This window comes from Streptomyces sp. NPDC037301, from assembly GCF_055602785.1.
Genome location: NZ_JBVJWD010000036.1, coordinates 68,070 through 80,117 on the forward strand (window position 1 = coordinate 68,070; position 12,048 = coordinate 80,117).

The following is a 12,048-nucleotide window of genomic DNA, read 5'->3' on the forward strand; positions in this document are numbered from 1 at the left end:
CGAGGTAAGGGAAGGGGCGGTTCACGGCCATGTCTGCCGTCACGCCGCACATCGCACGGGGGCGCCGGCTGCTGCTCGCCCTGTTCGTCGCCGGGACGGTGATCACCTGCACCGCGCTTGCCGGGGCGGCCCTGTACTCGCTGGGCCGGCTGGTGGGCCGATGACCCGCCGTCCAACGACGAACCACACAACAGAGCGTACGAAGAGGAGGACATCGAGTGAGTGACATTCCCGGCGGTCCGATGGCGAACCGGCCGGTCCACTTCATCTGGCTGCTGGACTGCTCCTACTCCATGCAGGGCGAGAAGATCGGCCAGCTCAATTACGCGATCCGGGAAGCGGTCCCGGAGATGCGGTCCGTGGCGCACGACAACCCGGCCGCGCAACTGCTGTTGCGTACTCTGACGTTTTCCACCGATGCCAGGTGGCTGCACCAGGCCCCGGTCCCGGTCGACGACTTCACCTGGCAGGACGTCCAGGTGGACGGGATGACGAATCTGGGCGAAGCGCTGGAAGTCGTCTCGCGCGAGCTCCAGACACCGCCGATGCCGCAGCGCGCGCTGAAGCCGGTGCTGGCCCTCGTCTCGGACGGTGTGCCGACCGACGACTGGAAAGCCGGGCTGAAGGCTCTGGACGCCACCCCGTGGGGCAGAAAGGCGGTGCGGGTCGCCATTGCCATCGGTGCAGACGCCGACCGGAGCGTCCTGCAGGAGTTTCTCGGCAATCCCGAATTGCAGCCGCTGGACGCCAACAGTCCCAAGCAGCTCGCCGCAGCGATCCGCTGGGCCTCGACCGCCGCGGTCAAGGCGGCTTCGCAGCCGGTGGCGGGTCCGTCGGACGCGGGAGCCAAGCAGCCGCCGTACGCGCCTCCGCAGTTGGACGACGACGATGACGACGTCTGGTGAGCGGGCAGTCCACACCGCTCTGGGAGACGCTCGACCACAGCGCGCGGGGAGTCAACAAGCGTCGCAACCAGGACTGGTGCTCGATCGAGGGGGCCGGCACGGCCGAGGATCCGCTGATCCTGGTGGTGGCCGACGGCCATGGTTCGGCAGTGCATGCCCGCAGTGAGATCGGCGCCCGCTACGCCGTGGACCTGTTTGCTGTGCAGGCCCGGGAGTTCGCTTCCCTGGTCAGGACCGAGGGCCCGGAAGGTACGCGCAGTCTGAGCTGGCTGATGAATTACGCGCGCAACGAGGTGCCCCGCCGACTGATCGCCGGCTGGCAGGAGGAGGTCCTGGGCCACTGGTCTCGCCACCCGGCCGAGAGCATGTGCACCGGCGGGACCGAACCACGTGACGACCAGAAGCTGTTGCTCTACGGAGCGACCCTGATCGGTGCCGTAATGACCTCGCACCTCTTCGTGGCCTGGCAGCTCGGCGACGGCGAGCTGACCGTCGTCGAGGAGGACGGCAAGGTGTCTCTGCCGCTGGCGCCGGCCGAGGCGGATCTGGGTGATGAGACGGAGTCCCTCTGCAGCCGCCACGCCTGGCAGCTGGTAAGGATGCACTGGGCTCCGATTGTGACGCAGGACCGCACGCCCCGGATGATCGCCGTGTCCACGGACGGTCTGTCCAAGAGTTTCGCCTCGGACGAGGGCTTCACCCAGTTCATGACCGGTCTCGATCAGCGGCTGTCCGAGGACGGCCTGGAAAGTGTCCGGGCCGCCCTGCCCGAGTGGCTGGGCAAGGCCGCCCGGTACTCGGGCGATGACACGACGCTGGTGGCAGCTCGGCGTCCGACAGACGGCGCCACGGATGGCAGCTCCACAGAACACAACATCACAGAACCCAGTGGTACGGAACACAGCGTCACGGATCACGGCACACGGATGACGGAGAGATGATGACCGGCATGCTCGACGGCGGGACCCGCCTCACTACGGACGACGGGGAGGAGATCCGAGTCATCGAAATACTCGGGGCCGGTGGTCAGGGTGAGGTCTACCGGGTGGATTCACCACACGGCGAGCGAGCCCTCAAGTGGTACTACCCGAGCTGCGCGACACCCGAGCAGAAGTCCATTGTCGAGGAGTTGGTGGCGCGCGATTTCGATGACGACCGCTTCCTGTGGCCGACCGCGTTCGTCCCGTCGGGACCTGAAGCGTTCGGCTATCTCATGGATCTGCGGCCGGACCGATTCAAAGGCCTTCCCGCTCTCTTCCGGCGCCAGCTGCGCACCAGCCCGCGCGCACTGCTGACGGCAAGCCTCTATACGGTGGAGGCGTACCAAGCCCTCCATTCACGAGGCATCGCCTACCGCGACATCTCCTGGGGAAACATCTTCTTCGACCCCAGCACGGGTGACGTCCTCGTCTGCGACAACGACAATGCCGTGGTCGAGGGTGGCAGCAGCGGCATCTCGGGCACGATGGAGTTCATGGCGCCGGAGCTGGTTCGCGGCGACCCGGGAGCCAAACCCGGCACCCAGACGGACCTGCACTCACTCTCCGTGCTTCTGTTCATGCTCTTGATGAACCATCACCCGCTGAAGGGCAAGCGGGAGCTGGACATCCACTGCCTCGACGAGGCGGCGGAGAAGAAACTGTACGGAAGGCAGCCGCTGTTCGTCTTCGATCCACAGGACGATGGGAACGCACCCGATCCCATGGAGCACTCCACGGTGCTGCATACGTGGGCGGCGGCTCCCGCAGCCCTGCGTAACCTCTTCACCCACATTTTCACTGCCGGTCTGCGCGATCCTGCTGCCAGGGTCCGCGAGTCCCAGTGGCGCGACGCCCTGCGGTCCGTGCTGGACGCAGTCGTGGAATGTGCGAACTGCGGCCGTCAGAACATGACCCAGCCGGGAGAGACCTCAGCTGGGACCTGCTGGTCCTGCGGTCGCGCGCTGACGCTGCCGCCCCGGCTGGTCATCACCACCCCGCCGCCGAAGGCCGAACGTCATGTCCGGCTGCGCCGCGGCGCGCGGGTGCACGCGCACCACCTGTCTCCGGAGCCGACACGGCACGACTACAGCGACGCGACGCTGATCGCCGAGCTGACCGAGCATCCCCAGAAGCCGGGCAAGTTCGGCCTGGCGAACCGTTCGTCGGCGCCATGGACCGGCACCCGTTCCGACGGTACGACCCAGCAGATCGCGCCCGGACAGACCGTCCCGCTCCGTTCGGGCCTGGAGCTGAACCTCGGCGGAACTCACGCCACCGTCCACGCGAAATGACGTCATGGGGGCGGGACGGACTTCATCCTGCCCCCACGCATCCCGGTCCTGTCCCGGTCAGAGCCCTACAAGGCGGCCGATCTCCTGGACGAGCGCGATGCCGCTACTGCCTGCCGCCAGCCCGAGCGAGATGGTCTCCAGCGCCTGCTTGACCCGCCCCTGGTCGGCGGGCCGTCGCTCCTCCTCGGCCTGTACGAGCTCGCCACGCACGATCTCTGCCTGTTCGGCGAGCTCCGGCCGGTGTTCCTGGCGCAGTTGCTGTACGAGTTCAGCGGCGAGCCGCAGCGTCTCGGCCGGGCTCGCACCCTGATGAATCTCGATCTTTCCGTTGTCACCGAAATTGCTCGGCCCGGAAATCTGGCCGTGGAAGTTGAAAGTACTCATTGCTGACCTCTGCCCCTGATCGTCGATGGACGCACACGCTTCGCCGGGCCCGGTCAAGGCGTCCCGCCAGAAGCTCCGGAGGGCTGCGCCCCCTGTTGACCGTAATTGGCCGCAATCTGACCGTTGTTACCGAAGTTGCTGGGCCCATTGATGTCGCCGGAGATGTTGTACGTCTGCGTGGTGATGACCTGCTGGGCCCGGTCAAACGAGCCCGTATCGACATGATGATCATTCAGAAAGCGTTCGGTGGCGATGAGTACACCCTGCTGAAGTCGGTGGAGGAAGTCCTGGGAATCCATGCGTTCGGCGTGTCCCAATTGGTCCCAGGAAGCTACCCGGTCCCGCAGACTCCCCGTTGCCCCGTAGTCGTAGAGGGCGTGACGCTTGGTGATCTCCTTGCGCGATTTTTCCAGTTCGCGCGCTCTCCGGTTGAATGCGGAGCCGCGCCGGCGAATTCGCCCCGGAGCGCCTCGCAGTGCGGTCCAGGTGTGTGAGGTGGCGAACCGGACCATGTTCCACCACCGTTCGAACCCGTCGCGAGGCAGGTAGTCCGCCCGGTAGTAGCGGCCGCCGATCGGAGGAATGACGTAGGCGGCAACCTCCCAGGAGAGGCTGGGGTAGTGCAATCGCGCCCGCAGATACATCGACACGATGGCCCGGCCGCCCTCGCCGACCCGCTCCAGGCTGAGGTAGGTGCGCATTCCCGCACCGGGATTGAGCAGCCCGGCCTTCACGAGCGGCCGGGGGATCCGTGAGAGAGGCGGGCCCAGCGGGTCGGGCAGCACGTCCGCACCGAGGTACCGCACCTGGGGGCCGAGCACATAGAGCCGGTTCTGGGAGCGAAGTCCCTCCAGCCCCGCAACGTTGGCCATCTCCTTGGCCACATACGTGTGAAGATCCACCGCATCGAAGGGAACCAGAGCCAGCTTGCCGCCACCGGGCGCGTCAGCGGGCCGACTGACGTCGATCGGCTGCCAGACGGCCTCTTTGATCTTCCTTCCGCTGCCCACGAAGGGACAACTGAGCTCGGCGCTCTGCGTGTACGGCAGGATGTTGAGCCGCTTGAGGTCGCGCAGCCTGGCCTCGGTCTCCTGGTCGACCTCAGGAGCGAGGTCCAGCGGGCGTCCGGCCGAATAGCAGACGTCGGTGGCCGCTTGCCGAGACTGGTTCTCCGTACGGTGCACAAGCCACCACGCGAGGCCGATCACGATGAGCACCCCAACGGCGCCCGACATCACCACCGGGGAGGCGCCCTGCACGATCCCGGCCAGGGCCCCGATCACCGACACCCACAGTCCGGCGAACAGCCAGGCCAATCGGGCGTCCCGGGTGTCCATCCGATCGACGGCCTGGTTCCCGTGCCGGGCCAGTGCCAGCAGGTTGACGCCGAGCGGCAGGCCGATCGCAGTCATGCGGTCCGCAACGAGCTCCTCGCGTACAAGGCGGGCGAACTCGTCATCCAGATGCACCGCGGAACACAGGCGTCTCGTCACCGCGTCCTTGTCGTACGTCGGTAGCGCAGGTACATGCCGCATCACTGATCGCCCTCCCCCGGTCCCCCTGTTGGGCGCTCCTCCACAGCCTTGCTCGCGGACGTTCCACCGTACGCGCCGAGCCGCTGCGGACGGCCCTTGCGGATGAGGGTATATCCGAAGCCCCGTGCGACGGGCCGGCCGCCCTTGAAACGGGGTGACCGACCCTCCGTACCACGTAAATAATCAGTCGCCGAGCTCCTGCGGCGGGTTGTCGCGGCCCGGCACCTCATGGGGCGCCAGGACGCGGCTGTCGCCCGGGTACGGCTTGGTCCATCCGGTGGACGCGTACAAGGTGATCCGGTTCAGCTGGGCCGGGTTCACCTGGTCCTCGACGGGGTGGAGCCGCCCGTGCTCTTCGCCTGGATCGCGCTCCAGGCCTCCCACTGCGCAGCGATCTCCCGCAGATGGGCGGGCACCTGCGGGCGCTGCGCACCGCTGCCGGCCGACTTCGCGGCAGCCGCCGAGGCCGGCTTCTTGAGCCCGTAGTCCAGCGGGATCCGGTTGGGCATGCTGGTGTACCGAGTGGGGCCGCGCACGATCCTGGTGAACATCGACGCGAACACCTCACCGTCCGTGACCGGTGGCGTGGGCCTGTACGCCCGCGTCTCCTCCCATGACCAGAAGGCCGACCTGGAGCGGCAGACCGCACGCTTGTCGGCATGGGCCGCGAAGGCCGGGCATAAGGTCGTGCGCGTCGAATCCGAGATCGCTTCGGGCATGAACGGCGCCCGCGTCAAGGCCCGTCGCCTGCTGGCCGACCCGGCGGTGACCACCGTAGTGGTGGAGCACAAAGACCGGTTGGGCCGTATGAACGTCGAACTCGTTGAGGCCGCTCTGGCTGCAACCGGCCGTCGACTCGTTGTGCTGGATGACGGCGAGGCCGAAGACGACCTGGTGCGCGACATGGTGGAGGTTCTGACCTCGTTCTGTGCCCGCCTGTACGGCCGCCGCAGTGCGAAGAACCGTGCCAAGAAGGCACTGGAAGCGGCGGCTGCCGATGGCTGACAAGAAGAAGCAGCTCCGTACCATCGGCCCGCCGTTCGTTGCTGTCGGCCCGTCCGGTGTGGCGTTACGCGACCGCCTCAAGCACCTCACGCCAAAGGACGAGAAGGTGTTGCGTCTGGTCGGCGAGCACCAGGGCCGCCTGGCCTCTCTCGACCTCAAGGCCCGTTGCGAAGCCGGGCACAAGCACGACAACGACGCGTGGGCATCCCGGAAGCGTGACCTGACCGAGCAGTCGTCGTCGCGCATCGCGGGTGCGATCACGAAGGCCACGCACGACCAGTACAGCCTGGCCCGACGCTGCCTGCTCGCCCATGTCCACAACCTTGAGGCCGGTATCCGCACGCTGCGACACCGCCTGTCCCTCCCGATCGGGGAGAAAGGACAAGCGGGCGCCGGGCGGGTAACTGCGGTACCAGGTACCGAATTCGTGCTCGATGTAGTCGTTGTTGTCGGCCCGGGTCAGCCAGTTGTGGCCGTCGGCGGAGAGCGTACCGACGTCGTAGAAGTTGTCGTTGACGCCGAACTCATCCGCCGGGGCGTGCTGGTTGGGTGTGACGGTCCGGCCGAACTGGGCCAGGGACGGATCACTGTCGCCCTTGCCGATATCACCGAGCACCTGGTCGTAGGTGCGGTTCTCCTTGGTGATCAGGAAGATGTGCTTGATCTTGGAGGGGCTGCCGAGCTTGGCCGGGATGACCTGCTCGCGGTCGTGCGCCGAGCCGTAGGTCTGCTTCCGCTTCAGCAGCTTCACCCAGTCGTTGTTGATGAAGACCCGGTGGGTGAGTGCCCCGAGCTGTCGTTTGGACGGCATCGGGAAGGTGGTGACGGAGGCGGTGTCGTCGTACGTGTTGTGACCGGTCGCCGTACCACCGTTGTTGGGTCCGGCGCTCGGGCCCTGGCTGTTCTGGCTGGGGACGCCGCGGGTTCCGATGCCCTTGGCGTTGGTGACGACGACGTCCCCGGTGGCCCGGCTCACCTGGACGCCGCTCGGGTACCAGTCGGCGGGGATCAGTCCTTCGTAGCGCCGCGCATCCTGCCGGTTCTGCTGCTCCCTGTCGCTGCCGGCTCACAAGTCGACTACGACGAAGCTCACCGGGTGTTTGAGGGTTGTGATGGTTGGCTGATGGGGGGCCGCCCTGGTGCAGGGGGGAGCACCGGGGCGGCCGGTCAGGAACGGTTCACGGTGGACCCCGCCCAGCCTCTGGCCGGGCGGGGTCCACGGGCGACTGGCAGCGGAGCAGGGGCTTGCGCTCAGTCGAGGCGGTGTCGCCTGGCCGATTCAGTGTTCCTGGAACAGCGACTGGGCATGGTTCAGGCCATACCTGGCGACATCGGTACCCAGTGTGACCCCGGCCTCGTCCGCGAGTCGGGTGTGGATTCCCAGCCAGACCCGCGCGTCCATGTTCTCCAGCGTGAGCTGGTGCCACGCGGTGTAGGTGCGGACGACGCCTGGTGCGGTGCCGCTGGTCAGCGTGAAGGGGGCCGTGCGCGGTCCTACGAGGGCGGTGAGAACGGTTTCCGTCGCGCCTGCGTAGGTGTTGTGGCCGCTGGGGTAGTCCGGGTGCGCCGGGGTGGTGCGCAGTGGGGTCCATGACGGGTCGGCGGGGATCTTGCCGACGCCGGTTCGGATCGCGGTGACGGGGCGCCACAGCGGGTAGGCGTACTTGCTGTCGGAGGTGGCGATCTGGGTGTCCACCAGCGTGGCGTTGGTCAGGGCGACGAGTTCGGCCTGCTTGAGCAGCGGCTGGCGGGAGGTGGCGGCGAGCGCGACGCGAATCGGTTTGGTCCACAGGGCCGGCGAGGAGTCGAACCAGAAGTTGGCCGTGTCGGTCTGCCGCGCGGTGCGCACGGTGCTGTTCAGCTCGCCGAAGTCTCGCACCTCCTTCAGGTCGGTCCGGTACCGCTTGGACGTCGGAGCGGGAGGCGCGGGCAGTCGGAACTGGCCGGCGCTTTTCAGCAGGAAGGGCCGGGCGAACCGGCTGCCGTTCTGGATGGCGGGGGCGTACGCGGGCGGGGTGGGTTGCCAGACGCCTGGCGCGGCCGGCGGCACGGTGAAGGGGGCGTTCACCGAGGCCGCATCGAGGCCGTCTCCCTCGCGGTCGTGCAGGACCTTCAGCGCCTGCCGTTCGCCGGCTGCGACGCCCAAGGTCTCGGCCGGGCCGTCGGGGGTCTGATCCAGGGTCTGCTGCAGGGCGGCATCCAGCTCCGGGGCACGGGTGGGCACCAGCTCGACCAGGGCGCGGTGCACCGCGGCGGCCAGCGCGGCGTCCTGGTAGTCCCTACGGTCGACCCCAGACGGCACGTGTTGCAGGGCCCGCGCTGCCGCAATCCAACTGACCGCCCAGGTACGGCTGTTGGTCACCGGAGGCAGAGATGAGCCAGCCGTCGCGATCGTGTCGGCTGTGGTGTCGTACCAGGCGAGCGCCACAGATGTGCGACCGTGCCCTGGCGCAGGGGCGGCGGCGACGCTCGGCGCTGCGCCGGAGGCGACCAGCAGTGCCGTGGAGGCCACCAGGGCCGCACAGGTCTTCGGGGAGTTCATGGGTGTAGCTCCTCATGGTGGGGTGGGGGCGGGTGTCGGCGCGCCCGTCCGGCAGTCATGTGCGACAGGACGTGGAGAATTGAGGACCTTGCACCGGCCGCAGCAGGTTCCCGGACGAAGCCGTGGGGCCTTGGCCCGGGAACCTGCGGCGCACGGTGCCGTGTCGGCCCGGACGCCCTGCCCCGGATAGGGATGCCGCTGCGGGCAGGGGCGGTCTTCGGCGTGGCCGGGCGTGCGCCGGCAATGATGTATCCGGCGAGCCCAGGAAGTACCCATGCATGTCTGCAGCCGAGTGGCGGGTGTCCGCAGGGGACCACGCCGGAGCAGCAGACGAAGGCGGGCGAGACGGCATCGTCGTCGCTCCGTCTCATCAGCACCGGCGTGCACTGCGGCACACGCGCAGGCGTTCACAGGCCCAGCAACGGCGCCCTCCTGACCTTACGGGGTTCAGGCGGGGTCGGCGTTGATGTGGAAGGGGACGGTGACGATGTTGGAGGCGACGTCCATCAGACCCAGGTCCTTGGCGTCGGTCTTCCCATCACCGTTGAGGTCCTTCACGACGCCGGGGGCGTCGTTGTAGATGCCGTCGTGGTTGAGGTCGTCGACAACGGCCACGGTCAGGGTGGTGTCGACGTTCTGACCCGCGATGGGGGCGCCGACGATCCAGGTGTCCCACAGTTCGGTCTTGTGCGGGGTGCGGTTGGTGACGCCGGAGAGGTTGAACAGGTTGGCCAGGTTGGTGCCGGGCCCGGAGAAGCCGGGGAGGGTGCTGTTGGTGGTGGAGGTCAGCACGACCAGTCCAGGGATCTTGTCGTCCTGGCCGGTGGAGAACGTGCCGGGGAAGGGGGCGATGTTGTTGTGCGCGGCCGGGCCGGTGAGCTGAAGCCCGTTGAAGCCGGTCTGGGCCAGGGTCTTGCCTCGGAAGGAGAGCTTCAGGTCCACGAACCAGCCCTTGCCCTCCACGCCCGCGTTGTCCCCGCGCTCGGGCGCGAGGACCTCCACCTTGACCGGGTGCTTTCTGGTGGAGGCGGACGTGTCCGGGCTCGATGCGTTCGCGCTGGACAGCCCGGAGGCCGCAGCGCCCAGGCCGAGGACCACGGCCGCACCCGCGCCGAGGGCCCCGCCGAGCTTCTTCTTCCTCATGACGTGTTCTCCTGAGTGTTGGGAGGCTTGCGGTCATGTGTACGACCACCTGCGGCACTCGGTTCAGTCCGCAGGCCGACTGATGTTGCTTTGTTGGGTGACGCGCACCGGGGGCTGGTCACGGTCGTGTTCCGGCGACTCTTTGTCCGTGTGGCTCCGGACGAGCAGGTCGGGCTCCCGCAGGGCGACCCGGGCAACGGACTCGGCGTCGATCGGGTCGGATTTGCCCCGCTCGCGGGCGGAGCGCCGGGCGCCGCCCATAAGCCGGGGTCGCGCTCGCCGGCATCGGCCTGGCGGATCCAGCCGGGCAGGGCCTCGGGATGCACGCCCAACTCGAGCGCCAGACGCTTGATCTGGGGCTTTGGCTCGATGGTGCGATACATCCGCACCGCACGCTCACGCGACTCCAGTGGATACTTCGTCCGCTGCCTGCCGGTGAACTCAATCCGCCGGCTCGTCGTATACGTAGCCGCAAGGGCACACGATCAGTGCCTCAGGACACAAGAAACCGCATGTCGCAGCCGTCCTCGAAGACGGCGCAGCCGGTGCGGTCAGGTATGGAAGTGAGTCGGATGGATCGGATCTGGTTTCGCGCCTCCCCAGGACGCGGACTGTCCACCGCCTGCAGTCCGGGCCCGGCGATGCTCCAAGCGACCCCAGCCTGCGAGACGAGGACATCGAGCGTGACGCCGGACGAGCAGTTGATGACTGCGTTGTACACCGAGCACCACGATGTGCTGCTCTCCTTCGTGCGCAGGTACGTGCGCAGTCCTGAGCAGGCGGAGGACGTCGTGCAGGAGACGCTGCTGCGGGCGTGGCGCAGCATCGACAAGATCGAGCCACGCCACGTCACCATCCGCTCCTATCTCTTCACGATCGCCCGCAACGTGCTCACCGACGGCTGGCGCGCTGAACAGCGACGTCCGGAACTGCTCTACGACAACGAGGCACTCGCGGCTGTACCTTCTGCCGATGATGTGGAGGCGGCGCTGGAGGGGCACGTGATTGCCGCAGCGTTGGAACGCTTGTCCAGTGAGCATCGTGACGTGATCCAGGCGCTGTACTTCGAGGGGCTGACTGTCGCCGAGTCCGCGTCACGGCTCACGATCCCGGAGGGAACAGTCAAGTCCCGCGCCTACTACGCCGTACGCAACCTGCGCGCAGCCTTTGAAGAAATGGGAGTTCTACGGTGAGCACCGACCACGACGACGTGCGCATGCTGATCGGCGCGTATGTGCTGGGCGGTCTCAGCGAGACCGACCGCCGCGTCCTGGAGTCCCACCTGCCCACGTGCCAGGAATGCCGTGACGAGCTCGCGCACTCGGCCCCGCTGGCGGGACTGCTCCGCCGTGCCCCGGGCATGTCCGCGCCCCGCCCCCAGGCCACGCGCGAGGCCGACACCGACGCGGCGCCTCCGGCTTCGTCGGCCGGGCTCGACCGTCTGCTGGAGCAGGTCCGCGCCGCCGATGTCGCACGCAGGCGCCGGGCTCGTCGGCAGTGGCTGGCACTGGCTGCGGCCCTGATCGTGGTCGCCGGGCTCGGAGTGGGGTCGATGCTGCCGTTCCGGCAGTCGACCGGCCCGGCCACGGCCTTCACCTCGGCCGCCGGGTACTCCGTGTCCGGCCGTGCCACGCTCACGGCCAAGCCCTGGGGCACTGCGGTGAGCGTCACCCTGGCCGACCTGCCCGCAGGAGCGCCAGGACCCTTCATCCTCCAGGTCTCCTCGGTGGACGGCCGCAAGGAACAGGCGGCCACCTGGGCGATCACCCCCAACGGCAGCGCCGCCCTGACGGGGGCGAGTACCCTGCACCTTCCCGACATCCGGTCCATCTCCGTGATGGACCATGCGGGACGCATGGTCGCCACGACCCGACCACACTGACCTGCCTCGACCACCATCCCGCGGACCGCTCCACTGCCGGGCCCACGGGATGGTCCCGCCTGCCCTGACGCGGGGCGACACGCCACTGACCTGACGTCGTCGCCCCTGCAGAGCGGTTGCCCCAGCACGTGCGACTCGGGGCAACCGGGCGTGGCGCCGCGCTCAAGCCACCTCACCGCAATTCCCACTTCCCCTCCCTGTTGAAAGGGTTACCCCGTTGACTTCCTCCCCCTCGTGAACGAGGGGGATTCCTACGGCTCGCGCCGTGGGGATCCCCCTCGTGAACGAGGGGGATTCCTACGGCTCGCGCCGTGGGGGTTTCTGCTTCGTCGCCGACTGCCCGCTCGGAGAACTCCGTTGAGGTCTTACACCAGCTCCAC

14 protein-coding genes and 1 pseudogene are annotated in these 12,048 nt (G+C 68.0%); 7 read left to right on the forward strand and 8 right to left on the reverse strand.

All coding sequences use genetic code 11. The annotated features are described in order from the left end of the window. The first annotated feature begins 29 nt into the window (after positions 1-29). The 4 genes from ACZ7IB_RS36510 to ACZ7IB_RS36525 all read left to right on the forward strand — a co-directional run bounded on the left by ACZ7IB_RS36510 (position 30) and on the right by ACZ7IB_RS36525 (position 3,177). The gene (locus ACZ7IB_RS36510; RefSeq protein ID WP_470918618.1) at positions 30-164 is read left to right on the forward strand and encodes a hypothetical protein; all 135 of its coding nucleotides are present in this window, start codon (positions 30-32) and stop codon (positions 162-164) included. Positions 165-242: 78 nt separating this feature from the next. Then, on the forward strand, positions 243-905 hold the full coding sequence (locus tag ACZ7IB_RS36515; RefSeq protein ID WP_470918641.1) for a vWA domain-containing protein: 663 nt from the start codon (positions 243-245) through the stop codon (positions 903-905). Next, positions 902-1,846 carry a protein phosphatase 2C domain-containing protein gene (locus ACZ7IB_RS36520; protein ID WP_470918619.1) on the forward strand — a complete coding sequence of 315 codons (945 nt, stop codon included), beginning with the start codon at positions 902-904 and terminating at the stop codon, positions 1,844-1,846. The genes ACZ7IB_RS36515 and ACZ7IB_RS36520 overlap by 4 nt, the downstream gene beginning before the upstream one ends. Continuing rightward, positions 1,846-3,177, forward strand: a complete 1,332-nt coding sequence (locus ACZ7IB_RS36525; RefSeq protein ID WP_470918643.1) for a protein kinase domain-containing protein — start codon at positions 1,846-1,848, stop codon at positions 3,175-3,177. The genes ACZ7IB_RS36520 and ACZ7IB_RS36525 overlap by 1 nt, the downstream gene beginning before the upstream one ends. A 57-nt stretch (positions 3,178-3,234) precedes the next feature. On the opposite strand, the gene ACZ7IB_RS36530 is transcribed toward ACZ7IB_RS36525, so the two are convergent. The 4 genes from ACZ7IB_RS36530 to ACZ7IB_RS36545 form a co-directional block, all read right to left on the reverse strand. Further along, entirely contained in the window at positions 3,235-3,561 is a 327-nt protein-coding gene (locus tag ACZ7IB_RS36530) for a hypothetical protein (RefSeq protein WP_470918620.1), read from the reverse strand. Between the two features lie 53 nt (positions 3,562-3,614). Next, on the reverse strand, positions 3,615-5,096 hold the full coding sequence (locus tag ACZ7IB_RS36535) for a hypothetical protein (RefSeq protein WP_470918621.1): 1,482 nt from the start codon (positions 5,094-5,096) through the stop codon (positions 3,615-3,617). Positions 5,097-5,279: 183 nt separating this feature from the next. Further along, a complete protein-coding gene (locus ACZ7IB_RS36540; RefSeq protein WP_470918622.1) occupies positions 5,280-5,417 on the reverse strand; it encodes a hypothetical protein in 138 nt (45 codons plus the stop codon). Beyond that, the gene (locus tag ACZ7IB_RS36545; RefSeq protein WP_470918645.1) at positions 5,414-5,647 is read right to left on the reverse strand and encodes a hypothetical protein; all 234 of its coding nucleotides are present in this window, start codon (positions 5,645-5,647) and stop codon (positions 5,414-5,416) included. The genes ACZ7IB_RS36540 and ACZ7IB_RS36545 overlap by 4 nt, the downstream gene beginning before the upstream one ends. Positions 5,648-5,660: 13 nt before the next feature. Here ACZ7IB_RS36545 and ACZ7IB_RS36550 point away from each other — a divergent pair. Then, positions 5,661-6,101, forward strand: a pseudogene (locus ACZ7IB_RS36550) (IS607 family transposase); the annotation flags it as partial. Between the two features lie 64 nt (positions 6,102-6,165). Here the strand turns inward: ACZ7IB_RS36550 and ACZ7IB_RS36555 are convergent. The 4 genes from ACZ7IB_RS36555 to ACZ7IB_RS36570 form a co-directional block, all read right to left on the reverse strand. Continuing rightward, positions 6,166-7,077 carry a hypothetical protein gene (locus tag ACZ7IB_RS36555; protein WP_470918623.1) on the reverse strand — a complete coding sequence of 304 codons (912 nt, stop codon included), beginning with the start codon at positions 7,075-7,077 and terminating at the stop codon, positions 6,166-6,168. Between the two features lie 303 nt (positions 7,078-7,380). Continuing rightward, positions 7,381-8,643, reverse strand: a complete 1,263-nt coding sequence (locus tag ACZ7IB_RS36560; RefSeq protein ID WP_470918625.1) for a vanadium-dependent haloperoxidase — start codon at positions 8,641-8,643, stop codon at positions 7,381-7,383. 447 nt (positions 8,644-9,090) lie between these two features. After that, a complete protein-coding gene (locus ACZ7IB_RS36565; RefSeq protein ID WP_470918627.1) occupies positions 9,091-9,786 on the reverse strand; it encodes a hypothetical protein in 696 nt (231 codons plus the stop codon). Further along, positions 9,783-10,169 carry a hypothetical protein gene (locus ACZ7IB_RS36570; RefSeq protein WP_470918628.1) on the reverse strand — a complete coding sequence of 129 codons (387 nt, stop codon included), beginning with the start codon at positions 10,167-10,169 and terminating at the stop codon, positions 9,783-9,785. The genes ACZ7IB_RS36565 and ACZ7IB_RS36570 overlap by 4 nt, the downstream gene beginning before the upstream one ends. 300 nt (positions 10,170-10,469) lie before the next feature. Here ACZ7IB_RS36570 and ACZ7IB_RS36575 point away from each other — a divergent pair, with 300 nt between their 5' ends. Beyond that, the gene (locus tag ACZ7IB_RS36575; RefSeq protein ID WP_470918629.1) at positions 10,470-10,979 is read left to right on the forward strand and encodes a sigma-70 family RNA polymerase sigma factor; all 510 of its coding nucleotides are present in this window, start codon (positions 10,470-10,472) and stop codon (positions 10,977-10,979) included. Continuing rightward, complete coding sequence (locus ACZ7IB_RS36580) at positions 10,976-11,668, forward strand: anti-sigma factor family protein (protein WP_470918630.1); 693 nt, start codon at positions 10,976-10,978, stop codon at positions 11,666-11,668. Before ACZ7IB_RS36575 ends, ACZ7IB_RS36580 begins: the two co-directional genes overlap by 4 nt. Positions 11,669-12,048: the final 380 nt, after the last annotated feature.

What these genes read in the sequence shown, in the direction of transcription:
- ACZ7IB_RS36510 (WP_470918618.1), top strand. Translation starts at nt 30, where the DNA reads ATGTCTGCCGTCACGCCGCACATCGCACGGGGGCGCCGGCTGCTGCTC.
- ACZ7IB_RS36515 (WP_470918641.1), top strand. Translation starts at nt 243, where the DNA reads ATGGCGAACCGGCCGGTCCACTTCATCTGGCTGCTGGACTGCTCCTAC.
- ACZ7IB_RS36525 (WP_470918643.1), top strand. Translation starts at nt 1,846, where the DNA reads ATGACCGGCATGCTCGACGGCGGGACCCGCCTCACTACGGACGACGGG.
- ACZ7IB_RS36530 (WP_470918620.1), bottom strand. Translation starts at nt 3,561, where the DNA reads ATGAGTACTTTCAACTTCCACGGCCAGATTTCCGGGCCGAGCAATTTC.
- ACZ7IB_RS36535 (WP_470918621.1), bottom strand. Translation starts at nt 5,096, where the DNA reads ATGCGGCATGTACCTGCGCTACCGACGTACGACAAGGACGCGGTGACG.
- ACZ7IB_RS36545 (WP_470918645.1), bottom strand. Translation starts at nt 5,647, where the DNA reads ATGTTCACCAGGATCGTGCGCGGCCCCACTCGGTACACCAGCATGCCC.
- ACZ7IB_RS36560 (WP_470918625.1), bottom strand. Translation starts at nt 8,643, where the DNA reads ATGAACTCCCCGAAGACCTGTGCGGCCCTGGTGGCCTCCACGGCACTG.
- ACZ7IB_RS36565 (WP_470918627.1), bottom strand. Translation starts at nt 9,786, where the DNA reads ATGAGGAAGAAGAAGCTCGGCGGGGCCCTCGGCGCGGGTGCGGCCGTG.
- ACZ7IB_RS36570 (WP_470918628.1), bottom strand. Translation starts at nt 10,169, where the DNA reads ATGTATCGCACCATCGAGCCAAAGCCCCAGATCAAGCGTCTGGCGCTC.